This window comes from Halomonas sp. H5 (assembly GCF_050613175.1).
GTDB classification, from domain to species: domain Bacteria; phylum Pseudomonadota; class Gammaproteobacteria; order Pseudomonadales; family Halomonadaceae; genus Bisbaumannia; species Bisbaumannia salifodinae.
Map to the genome: position 1 here is coordinate 442,934 of NZ_CP192510.1, position 22,279 is coordinate 465,212.

20 protein-coding genes are annotated in these 22,279 nt (G+C 66.5%); 13 read left to right on the forward strand and 7 right to left on the reverse strand.

The annotated features are described in order from the left end of the window. From ACQ1W9_RS02065 to glnE, 6 genes are all read left to right on the forward strand, one after another. The gene (locus tag ACQ1W9_RS02065) at window positions 1-363 is read left to right on the forward strand and encodes a phenol hydroxylase subunit P4 (RefSeq protein ID WP_431025080.1); all 363 of its coding nucleotides are present in this window, start codon (window positions 1-3) and stop codon (window positions 361-363) included. Between the two features lie 15 nt (window positions 364-378). Next, window positions 379-1,446, forward strand: coding sequence for an NADH:ubiquinone reductase (Na(+)-transporting) subunit F (locus tag ACQ1W9_RS02070; protein WP_431025081.1), 1,068 nt, complete (start codon window positions 379-381; stop codon window positions 1,444-1,446). 49 nt (window positions 1,447-1,495) lie between these two features. Continuing rightward, a complete protein-coding gene (catA, locus tag ACQ1W9_RS02075; protein WP_431025082.1) occupies window positions 1,496-2,437 on the forward strand; it encodes a catechol 1,2-dioxygenase in 942 nt (313 codons plus the stop codon). 71 nt (window positions 2,438-2,508) lie between these two features. Then, on the forward strand, window positions 2,509-3,399 hold the full coding sequence (locus tag ACQ1W9_RS02080) for a SphA family protein (protein ID WP_431025083.1): 891 nt from the start codon (window positions 2,509-2,511) through the stop codon (window positions 3,397-3,399). A gap of 123 nt (window positions 3,400-3,522) precedes the next feature. Then, complete coding sequence (locus ACQ1W9_RS02085; protein WP_431025084.1) at window positions 3,523-3,894, forward strand: diacylglycerol kinase; 372 nt, start codon at window positions 3,523-3,525, stop codon at window positions 3,892-3,894. 46 nt (window positions 3,895-3,940) lie between these two features. After that, the gene (glnE, locus tag ACQ1W9_RS02090) at window positions 3,941-6,916 is read left to right on the forward strand and encodes a bifunctional [glutamate--ammonia ligase]-adenylyl-L-tyrosine phosphorylase/[glutamate--ammonia-ligase] adenylyltransferase (RefSeq protein WP_431025085.1); all 2,976 of its coding nucleotides are present in this window, start codon (window positions 3,941-3,943) and stop codon (window positions 6,914-6,916) included. A 192-nt stretch (window positions 6,917-7,108) separates the two neighbouring features. Here the strand turns inward: glnE and ACQ1W9_RS02095 are convergent, their stop codons facing one another. From ACQ1W9_RS02095 to ACQ1W9_RS02105, 3 genes are all read right to left on the reverse strand, one after another. Then, window positions 7,109-7,771: an HAD family hydrolase gene (locus ACQ1W9_RS02095; protein WP_431025086.1), complete on the reverse strand. Its 663-nt coding sequence runs from the start codon at window positions 7,769-7,771 to the stop codon at window positions 7,109-7,111. Between the two features lie 87 nt (window positions 7,772-7,858). After that, window positions 7,859-9,361: a tripartite tricarboxylate transporter permease gene (locus tag ACQ1W9_RS02100; RefSeq protein WP_431025087.1), complete on the reverse strand. Its 1,503-nt coding sequence runs from the start codon at window positions 9,359-9,361 to the stop codon at window positions 7,859-7,861. A gap of 15 nt (window positions 9,362-9,376) precedes the next feature. Beyond that, entirely contained in the window at window positions 9,377-9,604 is a 228-nt protein-coding gene (locus ACQ1W9_RS02105; protein WP_431025088.1) for a hypothetical protein, read from the reverse strand. On the opposite strand from ACQ1W9_RS02105, the gene ACQ1W9_RS02110 reads away from it, so the two are divergent. Next, window positions 9,603-9,803, forward strand: a complete 201-nt coding sequence (locus ACQ1W9_RS02110; protein ID WP_431025089.1) for a hypothetical protein — start codon at window positions 9,603-9,605, stop codon at window positions 9,801-9,803. The two genes, ACQ1W9_RS02105 and ACQ1W9_RS02110, sit on opposite strands and share 2 nt — an antisense overlap. A 105-nt stretch (window positions 9,804-9,908) precedes the next feature. Here ACQ1W9_RS02110 and ACQ1W9_RS02115 read toward each other — a convergent pair whose 3' ends face one another. Beyond that, on the reverse strand, window positions 9,909-10,916 hold the full coding sequence (locus ACQ1W9_RS02115) for a Bug family tripartite tricarboxylate transporter substrate binding protein (RefSeq protein ID WP_431025090.1): 1,008 nt from the start codon (window positions 10,914-10,916) through the stop codon (window positions 9,909-9,911). Between the two features lie 440 nt (window positions 10,917-11,356). Between ACQ1W9_RS02115 and ACQ1W9_RS02120 the strand changes: the two genes are divergently transcribed. The 3 genes from ACQ1W9_RS02120 to aroQ all read left to right on the forward strand — a co-directional run bounded on the left by ACQ1W9_RS02120 (window position 11,357) and on the right by aroQ (window position 14,604). Further along, complete coding sequence (locus ACQ1W9_RS02120) at window positions 11,357-13,201, forward strand: bifunctional sugar phosphate isomerase/epimerase/4-hydroxyphenylpyruvate dioxygenase family protein (RefSeq protein WP_431025091.1); 1,845 nt, start codon at window positions 11,357-11,359, stop codon at window positions 13,199-13,201. A 90-nt stretch (window positions 13,202-13,291) separates the two neighbouring features. Beyond that, a complete protein-coding gene (locus ACQ1W9_RS02125; protein ID WP_431025092.1) occupies window positions 13,292-14,158 on the forward strand; it encodes a shikimate dehydrogenase family protein in 867 nt (288 codons plus the stop codon). After that, a complete protein-coding gene (aroQ, locus tag ACQ1W9_RS02130; protein WP_431025093.1) occupies window positions 14,155-14,604 on the forward strand; it encodes a type II 3-dehydroquinate dehydratase in 450 nt (149 codons plus the stop codon). The genes ACQ1W9_RS02125 and aroQ overlap by 4 nt, the downstream gene beginning before the upstream one ends. Before the next feature lie 180 nt (window positions 14,605-14,784). On the opposite strand, the gene ACQ1W9_RS02135 is transcribed toward aroQ, so the two are convergent. Together ACQ1W9_RS02135 and ACQ1W9_RS02140 are read right to left on the reverse strand one after the other, a co-directional pair. Then, on the reverse strand, window positions 14,785-15,801 hold the full coding sequence (locus tag ACQ1W9_RS02135; protein ID WP_431025094.1) for a Bug family tripartite tricarboxylate transporter substrate binding protein: 1,017 nt from the start codon (window positions 15,799-15,801) through the stop codon (window positions 14,785-14,787). A 95-nt stretch (window positions 15,802-15,896) separates the two neighbouring features. Beyond that, window positions 15,897-16,703, reverse strand: coding sequence for a shikimate dehydrogenase family protein (locus ACQ1W9_RS02140; protein ID WP_431025095.1), 807 nt, complete (start codon window positions 16,701-16,703; stop codon window positions 15,897-15,899). A 185-nt stretch (window positions 16,704-16,888) separates the two neighbouring features. Between ACQ1W9_RS02140 and ACQ1W9_RS02145 the strand changes: the two genes are divergently transcribed. Genes ACQ1W9_RS02145 through ACQ1W9_RS02155 form a run of 3 tightly spaced genes read left to right on the forward strand, consistent with a single transcriptional unit; the run spans window position 16,889 to window position 20,267 of the window. Then, a complete protein-coding gene (locus ACQ1W9_RS02145) occupies window positions 16,889-17,692 on the forward strand; it encodes an IclR family transcriptional regulator (RefSeq protein WP_431025096.1) in 804 nt (267 codons plus the stop codon). A gap of 26 nt (window positions 17,693-17,718) precedes the next feature. Continuing rightward, window positions 17,719-19,491: an FAD-dependent oxidoreductase gene (locus ACQ1W9_RS02150; protein ID WP_431025097.1), complete on the forward strand. Its 1,773-nt coding sequence runs from the start codon at window positions 17,719-17,721 to the stop codon at window positions 19,489-19,491. Then, on the forward strand, window positions 19,479-20,267 hold the full coding sequence (locus tag ACQ1W9_RS02155; RefSeq protein ID WP_431025098.1) for an SDR family NAD(P)-dependent oxidoreductase: 789 nt from the start codon (window positions 19,479-19,481) through the stop codon (window positions 20,265-20,267). The genes ACQ1W9_RS02150 and ACQ1W9_RS02155 overlap by 13 nt, the downstream gene beginning before the upstream one ends. Window positions 20,268-20,339: 72 nt before the next feature. Here ACQ1W9_RS02155 and ACQ1W9_RS02160 read toward each other — a convergent pair whose 3' ends face one another. Further along, the gene (locus ACQ1W9_RS02160) at window positions 20,340-22,082 is read right to left on the reverse strand and encodes an FAD-binding protein (protein WP_431025099.1); all 1,743 of its coding nucleotides are present in this window, start codon (window positions 22,080-22,082) and stop codon (window positions 20,340-20,342) included. Between the last annotated feature and the right edge of the window lie 197 nt (window positions 22,083-22,279).

Consider the following 22,279-nt stretch of genomic DNA (forward strand, 5'->3'; position numbering starts at 1 on the left):
ATGAGCGTAAACGCCAACTATCCGAACTACCGGGGCCCGGTGCGCGACCGCGTCGAGAACTTCCACGGCAACCAGCTGGTGTACGTGATGTGGGAGCGCCACCTGCTGTTCTGCGCCCCCCTGACCTTCCTCGCCGACCCGGCGATGACCTTCGATGCCTTCCTCGCGGAGGTGCTCACGCCGGCGCTGGCGCCGCATCCCGAGAGCGAGGTACTCGACTTCGCCGAGGCCCAGTGGCGCCTCGACGGCGAGGACTTCACCCCGCGCGGCGACGCCTCGCTGGCCGACAACGGCATCGGCCACAAGTCACAGCTGCGCCTGATCACGCCGCGGCTGTCGGATCTGGCCGACGCGGCCATCTGAGGGGAGGGCAGCCTCATGAGTTATGAAGTGACCATCGAACCCACCGGCGAAATCGTCGAGGTGGAAGAGGGACAGACCCTGTTGGACGCGGCCCTTCGCCAGGGCGTGTGGCTGCCCTTCGCCTGCGGCCATGGCACCTGCGGCACCTGCAAGGTGCAGGTGCTGGAAGGCGAGGCCGAGGTGGGCGACGCCTCGCCCTTCGCCCTGCTCGACATGGAGCGTGACGAGGGCTACCGCCTGGCCTGCTGCTGTCATCCGGAGAGCGACCTGGTAATCGAGGCGGACGTCGACGAGGACCCGGACTTCGCCGGCCATCCGGTGCAGGACTGGAGTGCCACCGTCAGCGCCATCACCGAGCTGACCCCGACCATCCGCGAGATCCGCCTGCGCCTGGATGGCGAGGGCATGGCCTTCCAGGCCGGCCAGTACATCAACCTCCGGGTGCCCGGCGTGGAGGGCACCCGCGCCTTCTCCATCGCCTCCGCACCGGCCGAGTCCGGCGAGCTGGCCCTGCATATCCGCAAGGTCGAGGGCGGCGCGGCCACCACCTGGCTCCACGAGACGCTGGAGGTGGGGCAGACCCTCGAACTGAGCGGCCCCTACGGCCAGTTCTTCGTGCGCAAGTCCGACCCCAAGGACGTGATCTTTATCGCCGGCGGCTCCGGGCTCTCCAGCCCCGAGTCGATGATCCTCGACCTGCTGGCCGACCCCGAGGATACCCGGCGCATCACCCTCTTCCAGGGCGCGCGCAGCCTCGCCGAGCTCTACCACCGGGAGCGCTTCGAGCGGCTCGCCGCCGAGCACGAGCGCTTCACCTATGTGCCGGCGCTCAGCGCGCCCCTGGACGACGACGCCTGGGACGGTTTCGTCGGCTACGTCCATGACGCCGCCAACGCCCACTTCGAGGGTCGCTTCAGCGAGCACAAGGCCTACCTGTGCGGGCCGCCGCCGATGATCGATTCCGCCATCACCGCCCTGATGCGGGGGCGCCTGTTCGAGCGCGACATCCATATGGAGCGCTTCCTGACCGCCGCCGACGGCGCCGACGGCGGCCAGCGCTCGGCCCTCTTCAAGCGGATCTAATGCCACCCATTGGCCGTTTCACGACAAGAATCACAAGGAGTAAGACGCCATGACCGTAAAGATTTTCGACACCCCCCAGGTGCAGGACTTCCTGAACACCGTCGCCGGCTTCGAGCAAGCCGGCGGCAGCGACCGCGCCAAGCGGATCATCCATCGCCTGCTCGCCGACCTCTATCGGCTGATCGATGACTTCGACGTCACCCCGGAGGAGTTCTGGGCGACGGTCAGCCTGATGAACGAGCTCGGCAAGGGCTCCCAGTTCGGCCTGCTGGCCCCGGGCCTGGGCTTCGATCACTACCTGGACATGCGCATGGATGCCGAGGACGAGGCCCGCGGCCTGAGCGGCGGCACCCCGCGCACCATCGAGGGGCCCCTCTACGTGGCCGGCGCCCCCGAGGCCGAGGGGGTGGCGCGCATGGACGATGGCCGGGACCCGGATGGCGAGACCATGTGGCTGACCGGCCTGGTGCGCGACACCGACGGCCAGCCGGTCGCCGGCGCCCGGGTCGAGATCTGGCACGCCGACTCCAAGGGCGGCTACTCCCACTTCGACCCGTCCCAGTCCGAGTACAACCTGCGTCGCACCATCGTCACCGACGCCGAGGGGCGTTACGCCGCGCGCAGCATCATCCCCTCCGGCTACGGGGTCCCGGAAGGCAGCCCCACCGACCGGGTGCTCGCCGCCCTGGGCCGCCATGGCCAGCGCCCGGCGCATATCCACTTCTTTATCTCGGCGCCGGGCCACAAGCACCTGACCACCCAGATCAACCTGGCCGGCGATCCCTACACCTGGGACGACTTCGCCTTCGCCACCCGCGAGGAGCTGCTGGTGGACGGCCGAGTCATCGAGGAGGCCAGCGAGGCCGAGCAGCGTGGCCTGGAGGGCCCCTTCACCGAGGTGGTCTTCGATATCGAACTGGCCAGGACCGAGGCCCAGGAGCTGCAGAGCCGCCACAAGCGGCCCCGTGCCCTGGAAGAGTCCACCGACTGATCCCACCGCGACACCACGCGCCGGTGCCGTGCCGGCCCCGGCGCGCCGATAACGACAATAAGGACTTCCCCATGCGACATCTCAACTGGTTGGCCCTGGGCCTGGCCCTGGGGGGCGCCGCCCTCGCTTCCCCGGCCTCGGCGGGCAATGGTCACTATGTGCCCGGCGTCGAGGGCCTCAATGGCGCCCAGGTACCCCCGCCCGGGCTCTACTATCGGGGCTACCTGGCCCGCTACGAGATCGACAGCCTGCGCGATGGCGGCGGCAATGCCGCCCCGGGGCGCAACCGCGGCGAGGTCACCGCCCTGGTCAATCGCCTGGTGTGGATCACCGATCGGCAGATCCTCGGCGCCGACTATGGCGTCGAGGCGATCCTGCCGGTGGTGGACACCTCGCTACGCTTCGGCGGGGTGGGCCTGAATGACGGCGACAGTGGCCTGGGCGATCTCTTCCTCAGCCCGCTGGTGCTGGGCTGGCACGGCGAACGCTGGGATGCGGTCTTCGCCGCCGGCCAGTGGTTGGATACCGGCGACCACGCCGCCGATCGCCCCGCCTCCCCGGGCAAGGGCTTCGACAGCACCATGCTGACCCTGGGCGGCGCCTGGCACTTCGATGCCGAGAAGCGCTGGACCCTCTCGGCGCTGAGTCGCTACGAGACCCACGGCCGCCAGGACGACACCGGCGTCAGCCCCGGCGATAGCCTGGTGGTGGAGTGGGGGCTGGGGCATCGCCTCGACAGCGGCCTGACCCTGGGGCTGGTCGGCTACGACGCCTGGCAACTGGAAAATGACAGTGGGGTGGCCCCCGGCGACAAGGCCGAGCAGCACGCCATCGGCGTCGAGGCGGGCTATTTCTGGCCGGCCCTGGGGCTGGGTCTCAACGCCGCCCTCTACCACGAGTATGACAACCGCGCGGCGCCCCAGGGCGATCTGCTGCGCCTGACCCTGACCCAGGCCTTTTAACCTCCCACTCTCTCCGCCTGCCTCGCCCCGGGATGACCTGGCGTCACGCCCGGGGCGCGGCCGCGCCCGGGCTCTGCTACCATCGGCCTCAAACAGCGATCGCTCATCGATGGAAGACGGCAGATGAAACCGGGACACCGCGGCTGGCGCCACCTGATTCACTCCACCCACTACTCCCTCAAGGGCCTCAAGGCCGCCTTTCGCAACGAGGCGGCCTTCCGCCAGGAGCTGGGGCTCTGCCTGGTGCTGCTGCCCCTGGCGCTGTGGCTTGGCCGTGGCCCGGTGGAGTGGATCCTGCTGGTGGGCAGTTGCCTGCTGGTGCTGATCGTCGAGCTGCTCAACAGCGCCATCGAGAGCGTGGTGGACCGCATCGGGCCCGAGCGTCATGAGCTCTCCGGGCGCGCCAAGGACATCGGCTCGGCGGCGGTGATGCTGGCGCTGCTGCTGGCCGGCCTGACCTGGGCGCTGGTCGCCTGGCAGCGCTTCTTCGCCTGAGCGCTCCCTTCGCTATGCTGAAGCCAATGACCCCGAGGAGAGGCCCATGGCGCTGCCGACTGGTTTCCTGCCCCTGACCGAGATTCCCGAGCCCCTGCGCGTCCCCCTGGGCCAGGCCCAGCAGCGCCTGGACGAGGCCCTGGCCCAGGCCGATAGCCTGGCCGAGATGACCGGCCGCGACTCGCCCCTGGAGGACTGGCTGGCGCTGCCCGAGGCGTGCCGCGAGCAGCTGGCCCGGGTGGTGGCGATCTCCGACTTCGCCCTGGAGACCCTGGTGCGCTACCCCCAGTGGTTGCTGCACCTGGAGGCCAACGGTGAGCTGGAGAGCGCCCCGGAGCCGGGCCTGCTGGAGGCCTGGCTGGGCGAGGCCCTGGAGGCCGCCGAGGACGAGTCGGCCATGCAGGCGGCGATGCGCCGCTTTCGCCGGGCGCGCATGCTGGGCATCGTCTGGCGCGACCTGGCGCGGCCCGCGGGCACCGATATGTGGGCCACGGCGGCGGCGGTGTCGCGGCTGGCGGAGGTCTGCCTGGATGGCGCCCTGGGCTGGCTGGAGGCCCACTATGCGCCGCGCTGGGGGCACCCGGCGCCGCGCCCCGGCGAAGAGGCCCCCCAGCGCCTGGTGGTGCTGGGCATGGGCAAGCTGGGCGCCGGCGAGCTCAACCTCTCCTCGGATATCGACCTGATCTTCGCCTTCCCGGAGAAGGGCGTGACCCGGGGCGGGCGTCGCGAGCTGGATCACCAGGAGTACTTCACCAAGCTGGGCCAGAAGCTGATCGGCGCCCTGGACGCGGTGACCGGCGACGGCTTCGCCTTCCGCGTCGATATGCGCCTGCGCCCCCTGGGCGACGGTGGCCCCCTGGTGGGCAGCTTCGCCATGCTGGCCAGCTACTACCAGGACCAGGGCCGCGAGTGGGAGCGCTACGCCATGCTCAAGGCGCGCCCGGTGGCCGGCGACCGGGAGGCCGGCGACGAGCTGCTGGCCAGCCTACGCCCCTTCGTCTATCGCAAGTACCTGGATTTCGGCGCCATCGAGTCGTTGCGTGAGATGAAGGCGATGATCAACCGCGAGGTCAAGCGCCGCGGCATGGACGACAACATCAAGCTGGGCAGCGGCGGCATCCGCGAGGTGGAGTTCGTGGTCCAGGCCTTCCAGCTGATTCGCGGCGGCCGTGACACCGAGCTCCAGGTGACCTCGTTGAAGAGCGCCCTGGCGCGGCTGCCGGACCTGGGGCTGCTGCCCCAGGCGGTGGTCGACGAGCTGCTCCCGGACTATGTCTTCCTGCGCGACCTGGAGCACGCCCTCCAGGGGCTGGAGGATCGCCAGACCCAGGCCCTGCCCGACAACGACACGGACCGGGAGCGTGTCGCCCTGGCCCTGAACATGGCCGACTGGCCGGCGGTGATGGCGCGTCTCGACGAGGTGCGCGGCCGGGTGCGCCAGCATTTCGACGCGGTGATCGCCGACCCGGAGGAGGAGCGCGAGGAGATCGCCGCCCCCCACCGGGAGGGCGCCGAGGTGGGCCTGGACGAATGGCGCGCCCTGTGGCGCGGCGAGCTGAACGCCGAGGAGGCCGGCGAACTGCTGGCCCGGGCCGGTTTCGCCGAGGCCGATACCGCGGCCCGGCGCCTGGAGGGCCTGCGCCACTCCCGGGCGGTCAAGGGCATGCAGCGCATCGGCTTCGAGCGCCTGGATGCCCTGATGCCGCTGATGCTGGACGCCGCCGCCGGCAGCGAGCTGCCGGATCGCGCCCTGGAGCGTACCCTGCCGCTGATCGAATCGGTGCTGCGGCGTACCGCCTACCTGGCGCTGCTGCGCGAGAACCCCGAGGCCCTGGATCACCTGATGCGCCTGGTGGGGGCCAGCCCCTGGGTGGCCGACCAACTGGCCCGCCACCCCATCCTGCTCGACGAGCTGCTCACCCCCGGCACCCTCTATACCCCGGCGGACAAGACGCGTCTCGCCGATGAGCTGCGCCAGACCCTGGCGCGGATTCCCGAGGAAGACGAGGAGGCTCAGCTGGAGGCGCTGCGCATCTTCAAGCATGCCCAGGTGCTGCACGTGGCGGCCTCGGATATCGCCGGCACCCGGGCGCTGATGAAGGTCAGCGACTACCTCACCTTTATCGCCGAGGTGGTGCTGGAACAGGTGCTGGCCATGGCCTGGAAGCACCTGGTGCGCAAGCATGGCCGTCCCCAGCGCCGCGACGGCGTGGAAGGGGAGAGCGACTTCATCATCGTCGGCTACGGCAAGCTGGGCGGCATCGAGCTGGGCTACGGCTCGGACCTCGACCTGGTGTTTATCCACGACGCCGCCTCCCAGGGCAGCACCGACGGCCCCAGGCCCCTCGACAACCCAGTCTTCTTCACCCGCCTGGGCCAGCGCATCATCCACCTGCTCACCGCGGTGACCCCCGCCGGCGCCCTCTATGAGGTCGACATGCGCCTGCGCCCCTCCGGCAACTCGGGGCTGCTGGTCACCACCCTGGAGGCCTTCGCCGACTACCAGCGACGCGAGGCCTGGACCTGGGAGCACCAGGCCCTGGTGCGGGCCCGGGTGGTGGCCGGCGACCCGGCCCTGGCCGAGCGCTTCGAGGCGGTGCGTCGCGAGGTGCTGGGCGAGAAGCGCGACCTCGCGGCGCTGCGCGAGGAGGTGGTGAAGATGCGCCTCAAGATGCGCGATCACCTGGCCAGCCGCCCCGGCGACGACCACTTCGACCTCAAGCAGGACCCGGGTGGCATGGTGGATATCGAGTTCCTCTGCCAGTACGCGGTGCTCTCCATGGCCCATTACGCCCCCCAATTGCTGGAGTGGAGCGACAACATGCGCCTGCTCGAGACCCTGGAGGCCGGCGGCCTGCTGGATGCCGGCGAGTGCCGGGGGCTGCGCGAGGCCTACCTGGCCTACCGGGACGCCGTGCACCGCGCCGCCCTGGCCAACCAGCCCCGGGCGGTGGGCGCCGAGGAATTTCAGGAGCACCGCGCCCTGGTCACCCGCCTCTGGCGGCGACTGCTGGAGCCCTGAGGTTTTTCCCGGCCCTGGGTCTGGATTAAGGTTGAGAGACCCCCGTCATGACGTCTTCATCTCCTTGATTCCTTTGGGGTAGGTCGCGGTGATGGTCGATAGGTGGCCGCGCTACGGGGCCAAGGGGGCGGGACTACCGGACGCCGAATACTGGGGCGGTCATCTAATCTGGCGCGGGAGCCCTAAGCCGGCTCAGAGTCGTGCCAGCGCGGCCCCCAGGTCATGCAGGTCGGTAGTGGTGATGGTGTCGGCGGGGAAGGGTGAGGCGCTAGGGTCGGCGGTGACGCCGACGAAGTGGGTACCGTTGGAGCGGGCGGCACGATAATCGTTGTAGGAGTCACCGATCATCACGGTCTCTCTCGGAGCATGGTGTCGGCGAACCAGTAGGTTACGCAGTCCGGTGACCTTGTCGGGGGGAGAGCCGATCACCTCGAGGAAGTGGCGGGAGAGGTCGCGCTGGTCGGCGATGGCGCGGAGTTCGGCCTCGGGAGTGGCCGAGAGCAGGTAGAGCGGCTGCCTGCCGGCCCGCTGCTCGAGGAAGGCCAGGGCGCCGGGGATGGGCGGGGCCTCCCGCAGGCGCTGCTCCACCCGGGCCTTGAAGCACTCGCAGAGCTCGCGGATGCGCGCTTCGTTGGCCGGGCGGCCGAGGATATGCGCCTCGATATGGCGGAACTTGACCTCCCGGGGCTGGCCGCCGCGGCGACTCAGGTAGGTGACCACGGCCCGGTGTCGCTCCTCGGCCTCGTCGGCATAGAGATCGGCGAAGGCCTGAAGCTTGAGGGTCGCCGAATCGAGGATGACTCCGTCGAAATCGAATACCAGGGCATAGTCGAATGTCGCGGTATCATCACTCACGGGATTCCTCACCTTCATTCTGCGCCGGCAGGGTGGTCCTCAGAACAACGCGGCCCTGGGGCCGCGTCATGGGGTAGGGCTACTCGATCAGTTTGTCCGCAAACGGGTCACCAGCCAACCCTTGAGAGGGGTGTTGCCGAGCAGCACCAGGACGATCACGCTGGTCAGCACCAGGGAGAGCGGATTGGTGACCAGCGCCAGCAGGAAGTCGCCGCCACGGTCGCCCACCGAGGACATTGCCTGGCGGTAGGATTCGTCGAGCAGCGGGCCGAGGATCACGCCGAGGATGATGGGTCCCATCTGGAAGCCGAAGACCTTGAGCCAGTATCCGAGGATACCGAAGCCGAGCATCCAGTAGACCTCGGTCATGTTGCTGTTGAGCGAGTAGGTGCCGACCACGCAGAGCACCAGGATGAGCGGGATCATGATGGCCTTGGGGACCTCGACGATCTTCGAGAAGATCTTGATGCCGGTGAGGCCGAAGATCAGCAGGAAGATATTGGCCAGCGCCAGGTTGCCTACGGTGAACCAGAAGATATGCGGTGTTTCGATCATCAGCATCGGGCCGGGGTTAAGGCCGTGGATGACCAGGGCGCCGATGATCACCGCAGTGACCGCATCGCCGGGCATGCCCAGCGTCAGCATCGGCACGTAGGCGCCACCAACGGCGGCATTGTTGGCGGTTTCGGGGGCGACCAGGCCCTCGTAGGCGCCTTCGCCGAACGGCGTGGTCGGGTTCTTGACGGTGCGTTTGGCGTGGTCATAGGCGAATAGCGAGGCGATGTCGCCGCCGGTGCCGGGCAGGGCGCCGACCACCACGCCGATCACCGAGGTACGTACCGAGAGCGGCAGGAACTTAAGCACCATGCTCAGCGGTGGCACGATCTTGTCGACCTTCTGCTTGACCGGCACCTTGGCCATGTTGTGCAGCTGGTAGAAGGCCTCGGCGACACCAAACAGGCCGATCATCACTACCACATAGTGAATGCCGCCGAGCAGTTCCATGCTGCCGAGGGTGAGGCGTGGCTGGGCGGTGACCATGTCCATCCCCACCAGGCCGATGGTGGCGCCCAGGGCCACCGAGAAGATGCCGCGAGCCAGTGACTTGCCGGAGAGCGTGCTGACCAGCAGCAGGCCCATGATGGCGATCAGGAAGTAGTCGCGTGGGGCGAATTGCAGGGCCAGGTCGGCAAGGTGTGGGGCGGTGGCGGCCAGCACGGCCACACCGATCAGGCCGCCAATCACCGACATGACGGTGCTCAGGCCGATGGCGCGGCCCGCCTCACCCTTCTGGGCCAGCGGGTAGCCGTCGAAGGCGGTGGTCACCGCCGAGGGTGCCCCGGGGATATTGAGCAGGATGGCGGTACGCGAGCCGCCATAGACGCCACCCACGTAGATGCCGACCATCAGCGCCAGGGCGTAGTTGATGTCCCAGGAAAAGGTGAAAGAGATCAGGATCGACACGGCCATGGTCACCGAGAGACCGGGGATGGCGCCGATATAGATGCCGGCCAACACGCCGAGGGCGGTCAGGCCGAGCAGGCCAGGGTCGAGCCAGGCCATGAGCAGGTAGGAGACGGTATCACTCATCGGGTGCCTCGGGGGTCAGGGGAGGTAGACGCGGAACACCAGGGTGAACAGCACATAGATCACCGCGATGGCGACGGTGGTAATGATCAGTGAGCTGAGCTGACGACCTTGCCTTGGCGGAAATAAATGAACATCGCCGCCAGGAAGATAAAGGTGCTGACATAGAAGCTTGCCCAGTTGATGGCGGCCAGATAGAGCGCCGCGACCACCGTGATACCACGATATGCGGCTGGAAGTGTTCATGCAGGAACACCTGGATCTCATGCCGAGCATTGCGGATGCGCGGATCGCGCCGTTTGTAGCGGTGGCTGGCGAGTATCGCTACCGAGGCTGCGAGCATCACCAGGGCCAGTCCCATCGGGAAGGAGCCGGCGGAGTTGAGGCGCAGGCCCCCGTCGATGCGAAAGGCCTCGACGAGTACTCCGATGCTCAGCAGCAGTAGCAGCCAGTCGAAGCTCTTCTCGCCGGCCTGGACTCGCTCGATTTTCTTGCTCATCAAAGACTCCAGGGGGGAGGCGATGCCTCCCCCAAAGCCACAGTGGTTGGATTACGGGCGCGGAATGCCGAGCGCTTCCGGTGTGTTCTCCAGCGATTCAGCATCGGCCTCGAACATGGACCAGGCGGTGACCGACTGCCAGTTGTCCAGGTACTCCTGGGCCTCCTCACCGCTCAGGTTGAGGGAGGTCGCCCCGAAGTTCGAGAGGAACTCCTGGAAGCCATCGCTGGCGACGGCCTCCTGGTAAGCCTCCTCGATGATCGTCTTAACATCGTCCGGGGTGTCCTGGTGCGCGAAGACACCCCAGAAGGGGCCCCAGGGCAGGAAGGACTCGATTTCCGGCAGTGCCTCGGTGATCGGCGGTACCCCGGGCAGGTCCTCGAGTTCCTCGTCGGCGATCACCGCCAGGCCCTTGAGGCGGCCGCCGCGAATCTGCTCGGCGACCGCCGACAGGCTCAATGGCATGAAGTCGATATGCTCACCCAGCAGGGCGGTGACGCCGGGACCGTCGCCACCGAAGGTGACGGTGCGCACGTCCAGATCGCCCACGGCATTGATCATGGCGTGGATAGTGCTGGGCAGTCCACCGGCGCCGGTACCGCCCATACGCAGCTCGCCCGGATTCTCGTTGGCATGCTCGAGCAGTTCGGCGAAGCTGTCGAAGGGGCTGTCCGGATGGGCGGCGATCACCACCACGCCCTGGCCGATGATATTGACGGTGTGCATATCGTCATAGGTGAAGTCGGCCAGGCCCATCAGCGGATAGAGCTGCGGGTTCTCGGCACCGAACAGTAGGTTGTAGCCGTCCGGACGCTGGCGCATCACATGGTTCATGCCGATCACGCCGGTACCGCCGGGGCGGTTGGTCAGCACGACGGTGGTACCGAGCACCTCCTCTACGTGGGGGGTCAGGCTGCGCACCACGTTATCGGTGGCGCCGCCGGCCCCCCACTGGATGGTGCCCTGGATATTGCGCTCGGGATAGTCCGCCAGGGCGCTGCCGGCCATGGCCAGGGAGGCGGTGGTAATGGCCAAGGATGTAAGAAGCGGCTTGAACATGGAAATCCTCCGGGTCGGTTATTGTGTTTGCTATCGTAGAGAGAGCTTGGCTGTCGGAGCGGATGATGGGGGTGAGTTCGGCTGTCGAACTATAGTGCTTTTAGCGAACACTAGAACTCGCTTCTAATAGTGTCAATGCTCGCGATGCCATCTGCGACGAAGGTTGAATACGAGCAATGGAGGTGGACCAACGGCCTCAACGAGAGACTTATGGGGGCTCGAGCCATACCGGTGGTAGTCCTTGTCCCACCCAGTCAGTATGGCGCGCAATCGAAGAATTTCCGGCGCGTCTCGACGCTCCCTTGAGTTGCGAACTAAAGAACGCTATGCGAACATTAAAACTGTGTTCTATTCTATAGCCGAGTGATTCGGTGTCGTGCCCCGAGTACCGACAGAGCCCCAGGCCATTCGCTGAGCCCGGGGCCGAGAAGAGGATCAAGATGCGTGCCATTGCCACGGTTTGCCTGAGCGGCGACCTCAGAACCAAGCTGGAGGCCATCGCCCGTGCGGGTTTCGATGGCGTGGAGATCTTCGAAAACGACCTGCTCTCCTTCGATGGTTCCCCCGAGGAGGTACGTAGTCTCTGCGAGCGCCTCGGCCTCGCGATCGTCGCCTTCCAGCCGTTTCGTGACTTCGAGGCGATGCCCGAACCCCAACGCAGCCGCAACCTGCAGCGGGCCGAGCGCAAGTTCGACCTGATGGAACAGTTGGGTACCGACTTTCTGTTGGTATGCAGCAATGTCTCGCCACAGGCCGTCGGTGACATGGAGCGGGCGGTGGCAGACTTGCGCGAGTTGGCCGAACGCGCCGCCAAGCGCAATATCCGAGTGGGCTTCGAAGCCCTGGCCTGGGGACGCCACATCTCCGACTATCGGGATGCATGGGAGGTGGTTCGCCGCGTCGACCATCCCAACCTGGGGGTGGTCCTCGACAGCTTTCATATCCTCTCCCGGGGCCATGATCTCTCCGCCATCGGCAAGATTCCCAGGGAGAAGATCTTCTTCGTCCAGGTGGCCGACGCGCCGCTGCTGGACATGGATATCCTGCAGTGGAGCCGTCACTTCCGCTGCTTCCCTGGCCAGGGGCGCTTGCCGCTGGCGGCCTTTATGGCCGAGCTGGCCAAGTCGGGCTATGACGGCCCTCTGTCGCTGGAGATCTTCAGCGACGCCTTCCGCGCCGCCCCTACCGAGATCACCGCCCTCGACGGCCTGCGTTCGCTGATCTGGCTCGAAAGCCTGGTGGAGAATGGCCCCTGGGCGGTCGAGTTGCCGCCAACGCCCCGCTATCACGGCATCCACTTTATCGAGTTTACCCTCGACGAGGAGAGCGCCGCGCCCCTGGGCGAGTTCATCGATGCCCTGGGCTTTCGCCATGTGGGCCGGCATCGCTCCAAGAACGTCGAGCTATGGAAGCAGGGTGAGATCCACCTGGTGCTCAATTTCGAGACCGACAGTTTCGCCCATACCTTCCGTCTGCTGCACGGCACCTCGGTGTGTGCCGTGGGGTTCCGGGTCGACGATGTGGCACAGGCTCTGGCCCGGGCGCGGGCCTTCAAGGCGCCGCTCTATCGCGGCCAGGTGGGCGAGGGCGAGATGGAGATTCCGGCGCTGCGCGGTATCGAGGGCAGCCTGGTCTACCTGGTGGACGAGGAGGCCGCCGACGATCTGCAGTGGCGTACCGATTTCGAACTCTTCGATCAGGCCAGTCGCGACGAAGCGGGCCTGGTGCGCATCGACCACCTCTCCTATGTGCTGCCGGCCACCCAGTTGTTGAGCTGGCAGCTGTTTCATCGCACCGTGTTCGGCTTCGCCGCCGAGACCGAGAACGAGATCGTCGACCCCCGCGGCATGATGATCAGCCAGGCGGTGGTGAGCCCGGACCGCAGCATCCGCCTGCCGCTCACCGTTTCCCAGGCTCAGGAGACCCAACCGGGGCGTTTCCTCAGCGAATTCCGCGGCGGCGTACAGCAGATCGCCTTCGAGAGCCGCGATATCTTCGCCACCGTGGATGAGCTTCAGGCCCGAGGCCTGCCGCTGCTGAAGATTCCCCGGAACTATTATGATGACCTGGAGGCGCGTTACGGCCTCGATGAGGCCCTGCTCGAGGCCCTGCGCTCGCGCAATATCCTCTTCGACCGCAACGATGATGGCGACTTCCTGCATGCCTATACCGAGACCTTCTCGGGGCGCTTCTTCTTCGAGATCGTCGAGCGGCGCGGCAACTACCAACAGTTCGGCGAGGCCAACGCCGGTATCCGGCTCGCTGCCCAGGCCAAGGCCGGCTGAGGCCGGCCGCTTTCGGCATTCCGTCGACGGTTCGGTGCCGCGCTGTGTCGTGGTGGCTCCGAGTCCTTGTACCGTTCAGGAGATATTTCCATGAAGTTAGGTTTGATCGGCAAGGCCATCATGAACTCCAGCTCGCCCGACCTGCACAGGCGGCTCGGCGAGCTGACCGGCATTCCCACCAGCTATGACCTCTTCGATGCCAATGAGCAGCCCATCGCCTCCCTGGAGGCGCAGGTGCGCCAGGTGATCGGCGAGGGCTATCGCGGCGTCAACGTCACCTACCCCTGGAAGGAGGAGGCCGTCAGGCTGGCCACCCGCCTCTCGGAAGGCGCGCGCATGGTGGGGGCGGCCAATACTCTGGTCTTCGAGGGGGACGAGATCGTCGCCGATAACACCGACTTCACCGGCTTTATGAGCGGCTTCCGCGCGACCCTGGGCGAGAGGAAGCCGGGCCGGGTGCTGCTGCTCGGGACCGGGGGCGTGGGCAAGGCGGTGGCCTTCGGGCTCGGCAAGCTCGGCGCCAGCGAGGTGATCCTGATGGACCTGGATGCGGCCAAGTCGCGCCAGCTGGCCGAGGAACTCAAGGCCCAGGGGTTTGCCGCCTCCACCATCACCCCCGAGCAAGTGGCCGAGACGGTGCCGAGCTGCGACGGCCTGGTCAATTGCACCCCCATCGGTCACGAGAAGAGTCCCGGTTGCCCGTTGCCCAAGGAACTGGTGGCGGCCCATCACTGGATCTTCGATGCGGTCTATGTGCCGGCGGTCACCGAGCTCGTCGCCGCCGCCAAGGCCGTCGACGCGGCGGTGGTGAGTGGTGTCAGCCTGTTCGTCTTCCAGGGCGTCGATGCCTTCAAGCGGTTCTGCGAGGATGAGGCCAAGCGCGCCGCCGCCGAGGCGCAGGCGGCGACCCTCTTCGCCCACTACCGCCGCGAACTGCTGAAGGAGAACGACGCATGAGCCAGGGCAAGGTACTGGTCCTGCATGGGCCCAACCTCAACCTCCTGGGGACCCGCCAGCCGGAGATCTATGGCCACGAGACCCTGAACGACGTCGACAATGCCCTGCGCGAGAAGGCAACTCTGGCCGGTTGGGACATCCACTGCCGGCAAAGTAACCACGAGGGCGAGCTGATCGATCTCATCCATGCCGCCCGCCTCGACGGGACCCAGGCGATCATCATCAATCCGGCGGCCTATACCCATACGTCGGTAGCGATTCTCGATGCCCTCAATGCCTTCGAGGGCAAGGTCATCGAGGTGCATATCTCCAACGTGCACAAGCGCGAGAGTTTTCGCCACCACTCCTACGTCTCGCTGCGCGCCGATGGCGTGATCGCCGGTCTCGGCACCCAGGGCTACCAGGCGGCCCTGGAGGCGCTGATCAAGGCCGCCAACGAGGCCTGAACCGCCCAGTGCCCCGCTGTTCTCTCCGGCCCGCCTTATGGCGGGCCTTTTGCACTGCCAGGTGGTGGTACTGTTCTAGCCGTGCGCGGGGGCTGGCTTAAAGTCGGTTGCGACATCCGCCGATATGACAATGCCAGCGGCTTAGCCGCTGGCATTGTGCTGGGGGGCTCTGGGGTATCTTCAGAGGCGTGGAATGCCCAGTGCTTCCGGTGAGACCCTGGCCGAGCCGGCATCCTCCATGGCCCAGGCGGTCACCGACTGCCAGCGGTTAAGAAATTCTTCGGCCTCCGCTCCCTGAAGATTGAGCGGGGTGGCACCGTTGCGGGTCAGGAAGGCCTGGAAGTCGTCGTCGGCGATGGCCTCTTCGTAGGCGGTCTCCAGGGTGGCCTTGATATCATCGGGGGTGTCCTGGTGAACATAGGCGCCCCAGAAAGGCCCCCAGGGCAGGAAACCTTCCATCTCCGGCAGGAACTCGGTGATTAGCGGGACATCGGGGAGCTGCTCGACGGGCTCGGTGCTTAGAACCGCCAGTGCCTTGAGGTGGCCGGCGCGGATCTGTTCCTGGGCCGAGGCCAGGGCCATGGGCATGAAGTCGAGGTGGTTGCCGAGCAGGGCGGTGATGGCAGGACCGTCGCCGCCGAAGGTCACCGAGCGTACGTCGAGCTCGTCGACGGCATTGATCATCGCCAGCACGGTACTGGGTAAGCCACCGGTACCCGCGTCGCCCATGAGCAGCTGTCCTGGGGTGGCCTGGGCCTCGGCGAGCAGATCGCCGAAGTCATTCCACTCTTTCTCGGCGGGGGCCACGATCAACACAATGCCCTGCCCAATCAAGCTTACCGGGTGCATGGCACCGTAGTCGAAGTCGGCGAGCTCCAGGACCGGGTAGAGCTGGGCATTCTCGGCCCCGTAAAGCAGGGAGTGGCCGTTGGCCGGGCGGTTGAGCACGATATTGGTGCCGATCACACCGGTGCCGCCGGGAAGATTATTGATGACGATATCGGCCCCCAGGATTGCCTCAACGTGTGGCGTGAGGCTCCTGGCCATGTTGTCAGTAGAGCCGCCGGCCCCCCAGGGGACCACGGCATCAATACGCCGCTCGGGGTAGTCGGCGGCAGCCTGGGAGGTCATGGGTAGAGTGCCGGCAGCGACCAGCAGGCCGGCGGTAAGGCGTGGGAGAAGCTTAAGTTTGGTCATGGTGTCCTCTGGGTACTGTTGTTGTGATTTGAGAGTCGGTGCCGCCGCTTAGCGGCGGGTTGTCGTTGTGACAGGGTCTATCGACACCTGTTGACTCAGTGGCTGCTGGTATCGTCCAACAGGAAATCCACCATCAGGTCGCGTACGGCGGCAAACATCTCTACCCCCAATACGCTGGCACAGCCTCGTTCGCGGGCCGTGGCGATCCAGGGCGTAATCTCCGGTGCAGTGATGACATCGCCCACTATGGCGTCGCTTGACAGGCCGCTGGTATCGAACGGCAGCGGGTCCCCTTCGATCATGCCGCAGGGAGTGGCGTTGATCACCAGGTCGTAACCAGTCGTATCGGTGGATCCGATACTGACTTCTCCCAGCTTCAATGCCGCCAGGCGCTCGATCAGGGAGTCGCGGCGCACCCTATCGCCATCGTGTATCGCCAGGGAGGCGACGCCTGCCCGGATCAGTGCCTCGGCAATGGCTGAGCCGGCGCCGCCGGCCCCTGCCAGCAGGGCATGGTGGCCGCGGGGATTGAACCCCTTCTGGCGCAAGGCCTGTACATAGGCGAGCCCATCCACCTGATCGCCGTACCAGCCTCCTCTTGCGTTTCGGCGCATCACGTTCACGGCACCCAGGAAATCAGCCCGCTCGGTGGCACTGGCACAATGGGCGTGGGCGGCGAACTTGTGGGGGACCGTGATGATGATGCCGTCCAGGTTGCGGGCCGCCTGAACGCCTCGCAGGAAGTCATCGAGATCGTCCGGGGCAATATTTAGCGGTGCCAGCAGGGCGTTGCGGCCACGCTGCTGAAAGGCCTGGGTCACGCCGAGGGGTGACTTTACCTGGGCGATAGGGTCGCCAAGGATCAGGTAAAGGCGGGTCGCACCATCGAGTTGTCGAATCATCCGGGGCATCGTCCTGTAGGCATGATGGTTGGTGATGCATGGAGCATAGTAGAACAAAATCCAAAAATGGAATACAGTTCAACTATCGTATATTATTCTGTAGTGGATTGATTCGCTATTCTTCCCACAAGGCGATCACGAGATGGCAAGCTATGGGCTTGTCATTGTCATAAAGGGGAGACGCCATGGCTGGTGTGATGGAAAGAACACTGGGCATTCTTGAGTTGCTGGCGCGGGAGGGCGAAGGCCTGCCCCTGGCCGCCATCGCCGAACGATTGGGAATGCCCCGCAGTGCGGCACACCGCCTGCTCAGTGACCTGGTGCGCTATGGTTATGTTCGCCAAGTGCGTGACCAGGGGGATTACATGCTGACCACCAAGCTCACCTCCCTCGGGCTCGGTTTTCTCGGAGAGATGGGCATCCTCGACGCGGCTCAGCCGCTGCTCGACCGCCTGGCCGAGATCAGTGGGGAGTTGGTGCGACTGGCCGTCGTCGATGATCGCTGTCTCACCTGGGTCGCCAAGGCTCAGGGGGCTACCCGGGGGCTGCGTTACGACCCCGATATGGGTGCCGTCGCCAAGCTGTCCTGTAGTTCCTCTGGCCTCGCCTGGCTGAGCACCCTCAGCGATGAGATGGCCCTTGAGCTGGTCGCTGAGCAAGGCTTTGGCAATGTCGAGGAGTATGGTCCCCAGGCACCTACCACGGTGTCCGAGTTGCTGGAGGCCCTGCGGGAAACCCGTACGCGGGGGGTCAGTATGACCGTCGAGACCTTCTCTCCTGGCATGAATGCCATGGCCACCCCGGTCCGGCGTGCCAACCAGCCGGCCCTGGGTACCCTGAGCATCGCCGGCCCCAGCATTCGTTTCACCGAAGAACGTATGCAGGCACTCGGCGACGAGTTGCTCAAAGTGGCCGATGAACTCGCCGCCTCCACCTCGGCGTCTAGTCTGCTGCGGGCTGGACGTCCCTCCACTGCCTCGCAGCTATAGCGGGGCCATCAACCAGGAGTCATCCCATGTCTCGTGAGCCCCATACCCTGCCTCCCTCAGCACTGGAGTGCGACCTGCTGGTGATTGGCTCGGGGGCGGGGGGGCTCTCCACGGCGGTAACCGCGGCTTATCTGGGGCTCGAGGTGATCGTTGCCGAAAAAGCCCCCGTGCTGGGGGGGACCACTGCCTGGTCGGGGGGGTGGTTGTGGATTCCTCGCAACCCCCTGGCGCGGGAGGCGGGCATCGAGGAACCGTCGGCGGCTCCGCGGGCTTATCTACGCGAGGAGTTGGGTGATAGTTTCGATCCGGCCCGGGTCGAGATGTTTCTGGCCCAGGGGCCGTCCATGGTGGAGTTCTTTCGTCGCCATACGGCGCTGGAGTTCGTCGATGGCAATCGGGTGGCCGACTTCCATGGCCACCAGCGCCATGCCGGCACGGGGGGGCGCTCGTTGTGTGCCGCTCCCTTCGACGGACGCCGATTGGGGCAGGCGGTTCGCTTGCTGCGGCCGCCCCTCGACTTGCACTCGCTGTGGGGCATGGGCATCGCCTCCGGTGCCGACCTGGGTCACTTCCTCAAGGCGATACGCTCGCCGGTCTCCTTTGTTCATGTTGCCCGGCGAGTGATGCGACACTTTCGCGACTTGGCGATCCATCATCGCGGCATGCAACTGGTCAACGGCAATGCTTTGGTTGCCGGCCTGCTGAAGAGTGCCCTGGACCTCGGCGTGAGGTTGCTGCCGTCGAGCCCTGCGCATCACTTGATCGAGGAGCAGGGGCGCATCGTCGGGGCGCTGATCGCTACCCCAGACGGCGAGCGCCGGGTCCGCGCTCGACGCGGGGTGGTATTGGCTGCCGGCGGTTTTCCCCATGACGCCCGCCGGCATGCCGAGCTACTGCCCCATGTCGCCGCCGGGACGCCGCATCGTTCGGCGGCGCCGCTGACCAATACCGGTGACGGCCTGCGCCTCGCCGAGGCGGTGGGCGCGCGGGTCCAGAGCTTCGATTTTTCCAACGCCGCCTGGGCGCCGGTGTCCCTGGTGCCGCGCCGCGATGGCAGCGTCGGGCGCTTTCCTCATTTGATCGACCGGGCCAAGCCGGGATTGATCGCCGTCACCCGTCATGGTGAGCGCTTCGTCAACGAGGCGGGCTCTTACCACGACTTTATGCGCGGCCTCTTCGCCGCCCTGCCCGATGGCGAACCGGTGGAGGCCTGGCTGATCTGTGATCACCGCTTCCAGCGCCGTTATGGGCTGGGCATGTCGCGCCCGGCGCCGCTGCCGCAGGGGCCCTGGCTACGCAATGGCTACCTGCGGCGGGGGCGCACGGCGACCGAGCTGGCGGCGGCCTGCGGCATCGATGCCGCGGGCTTGCAGGCGACCCTCGAGGCCTACAATCGCCATGCCCGCCGCGGGGAGGACCCGGCCTTCGGGCGTGGCGAGACCCCCTATCAGCGAGGCATGGGCGATCCAGAGCGGGCCCCCAACCCCTGCGTGGCGCCGATCGAGCGGGGGCCCTATTACGCGGTGAGGGTACTGCCCGGTAGCCTGGGGACCTTCGCTGGCCTGGCGGCGGACGCGCATGGCCGCGTGCTGGATGCCTCCGGTGAGCCACTCCCGGGGCTCTATGCCGCCGGTAATGATATGGCCAGCGTGATGGCCGGTCGCTATCCCAGTGGCGGGATCACCCTGGGGCCGGCCATGACCTTCGGCTATGTCACCGCGCACCATGCGGCGGGGCGGCCCCTCTGCCCTTCCGACCACGAATCCACCCCACGAGGAGAGATAACATGCGAGTGCTGATCACCGGCGCGAGCCGCGGCATCGGTGCGGGGATTGCCCGCAAGCTGGCCGAGGATGCCCTGAAACGTGGTGACACCCCCAGCCTGGTACTGACCGCCAGTCGCCAGGGTGAGGAGCTCACCGCCATCGTCGAGGAGTTGCAGGCTCGGGGCGCACGAGCCCTGGCGGTGGCCGGCGACATGGCCGATCCCGAGACCCCGGCGCGACTGGTGGAGGCGGCGGTCGACTTCTGCGGAGGCCTGGATGGCGTGGTCTCCAATGTCGGCGTGATGGCGCCTGGGCGTCTGGCCGAGCTGGAGCGGGCCGATTGGGAGCGACTCCATGACATCAATGTGCGGGGGCCCTGGCTGTTGGCCAAGGCGGCCTATCCGGTGCTCAAGGCGAGCCGTGGCAGCCTGGTGAATATCGCCTCCATGGTGGGAGTCCAGCCGCATCCCGGCAGTGGGGCCTACTCCACCAGCAAGGCCGCGCTGATCATGCTTACCCAGCAGTTGGCCCTGGAGTGGGCTGTGGATGGCATTCGGGTCAATAGCGTCTCGCCGGGCATGATCCATACCTCGGCCACCGACAAACTCTACCAGCAACCGGAAGTGGTCGAGCGGCGCGAGCAGGTGATTCCCCTGCATCAGATCGGCCAGCCGGCGCATATCGCCGGGGTGGTAGCCTTCCTGCTGGGCCGGGAGGCGGCCTATATGACCGGTCAGAACCTCCTGGCGGATGGCGGCTTCGCCGGTGCCATCATGTCGCATATCCCGGGGCTGCCGTCCCGGGACTAAGCGCTCTGGCGTTCTTGCTGTAGGCCCAACCAGGCCCCTGGTATTACCCAGGGGCCTGGTTGCTCAGGACGGTTATTCGACGGCGGCCGGACGAGGCGTTTGCCCGGCGTCGGCCTGCTCCGCCTTGGCCGCCGCATGCTGGACGGCCCGCCAGGCCATGACCATGGCCGGCCCCAGGGTGGTACCCGGCCCCGGGTAGGTGCCACGAAACATCGAGGCCAGGTCATTGCCGCAGGCGTAGAGCCCGGGAATCGGCTGGCCCTTGGAATCCAGGATGCGCCCTTCCTGGTCGCCTTGCAGGCCGGCGCTGCTGGCCAGGTCGGCCGGCCATACCGCCATGGCGTAGTAGGGCCCTGGCCCGATGGGGCGCACACAGGGATTGGGTGTGTTGTCAGCGTCGCCGTTGAAGCGGTTCATGGCGCTGCCACCGCGGCCAAATGCCGGGTCCTCGCCGTGCTCGGCATCGCGATTGTAGTCGCTCAGGGTCTGCGCAAGGGTCACCGGATCAACGCCGATCTTCTCGGCCAGGGCGGCGGGCGTGGCGGCCTCGATCAGGTAGCCCGACTTCAGGTAGGGGGCGAGTCGCCGGGTGCCGTGAAATACCATGCCCAGAAGATATTTCTCCAGGAAGGCCCGGTCGCAGATCAGGTGGGCTGGCTTGTCGGCTGGTTGCTCCTCGCAACGTAGCAGACCCATCACGAAGTCGTGGTAGGAGTCCGACTCGTTGACGAAACGGCGCCCGGAGCTATTCACCGCGATCAGGCCGGGCTTGGCCCGGTCGAGGATGATATGCGGCCACATCAGGGTTTCTCCATCCCGGCGTCGGAGGATCGAGCAGGGCATCCACAGGCCGGGGCTGTCCAGTCCCTCGGCCAGGTGCGCACCACCGGCCAGCGCCACTGCCACGCCATCGCCGCTGTTGCTCTCGGGAGCCAGGCAGTAGCGGCGAGCGGCCTCGGGATAGAGTTGCTCGCGCAGCCTCGGGTGATGGGCGATACCGCCGGTGGCCAGGATCACGCCGTGCCGGGCATGGATACGGCGGCGGCCCTCGGGCCCCTCCACTACGGCGCCGACCACGGCGTCACCCGCCTTGATCAGTTCGATCAGGCGCGTCTCGAAGTGCAACGGCACCTTTTCCTGACGCAAGCTATAGAGCAGCTGGGCCGCCAGGGCATTGCCCATCACCAGGCGGGTGCCGCGGGGGTAGCGTAGCCGATCCCTGGCATAGCGCAGCACCGTCCTGCTGGCCAGGCGGAAGTTGGTCAGCGAGGCGAAGGGATGCAACAGGGCATCGACCTCGTTACGCGCCGCCATCATGCCACCCAGCGCCATGAACTCGCGCCGTGGCGGACGCACACGGGAGAAGTCCTTCCTGCCGAGCCGCCGGCCATCGAAGGGGCGTGGTGCCAGGGCTCGACCACCATAGGCCTCGCCCGGGACATTGCCGATGTAATCCGGATGGGCCTGGGCCGCGACCAGGTCCACGGCGGTGCGGGACTGGAGTTCCTGTACCACCCTCGGGCCCGCTTCGAGGAAGGCCTGGCGGACCTCCTGTCCTCCACGGTCACCCACCACCGCCTCGAGGAAGCGGGCGGCGGCCTTGGCAGTATCGGGCACCCCGGCCTCCTCACTGAGATGGGTGCCGGGGATCCATAGGGTGCCTCCTGAGGTCGAGGTGAGGCCCCCGACCTTGTCGGTCTTCTCGCAGAGCAGCACTTGGAGACCGCGCAAGGCGCCACTCAAGGCGGCCGTCATGCCGCCGGCACCTGCACCGCAGACCAGAAGATCGACCTGGTGATCCCAGTGTGAAGTCATCGTGTCCGCCATCGTCTTGCCTCTCGCATCGTCAGAGATACCGCTCCATCGCCTCGCGATGGAGGTCGCTTCGGTGGACTATAATTCATTAATGGAACGATGTTCAACTTTGTGAGAAGTCCTAAGCCTGGGCCTGTCTGACGGGCGTTCCAGGACGAGAGAGACGGCTTCGTGTCGCGCTCTCAGGGGGCGAGGCA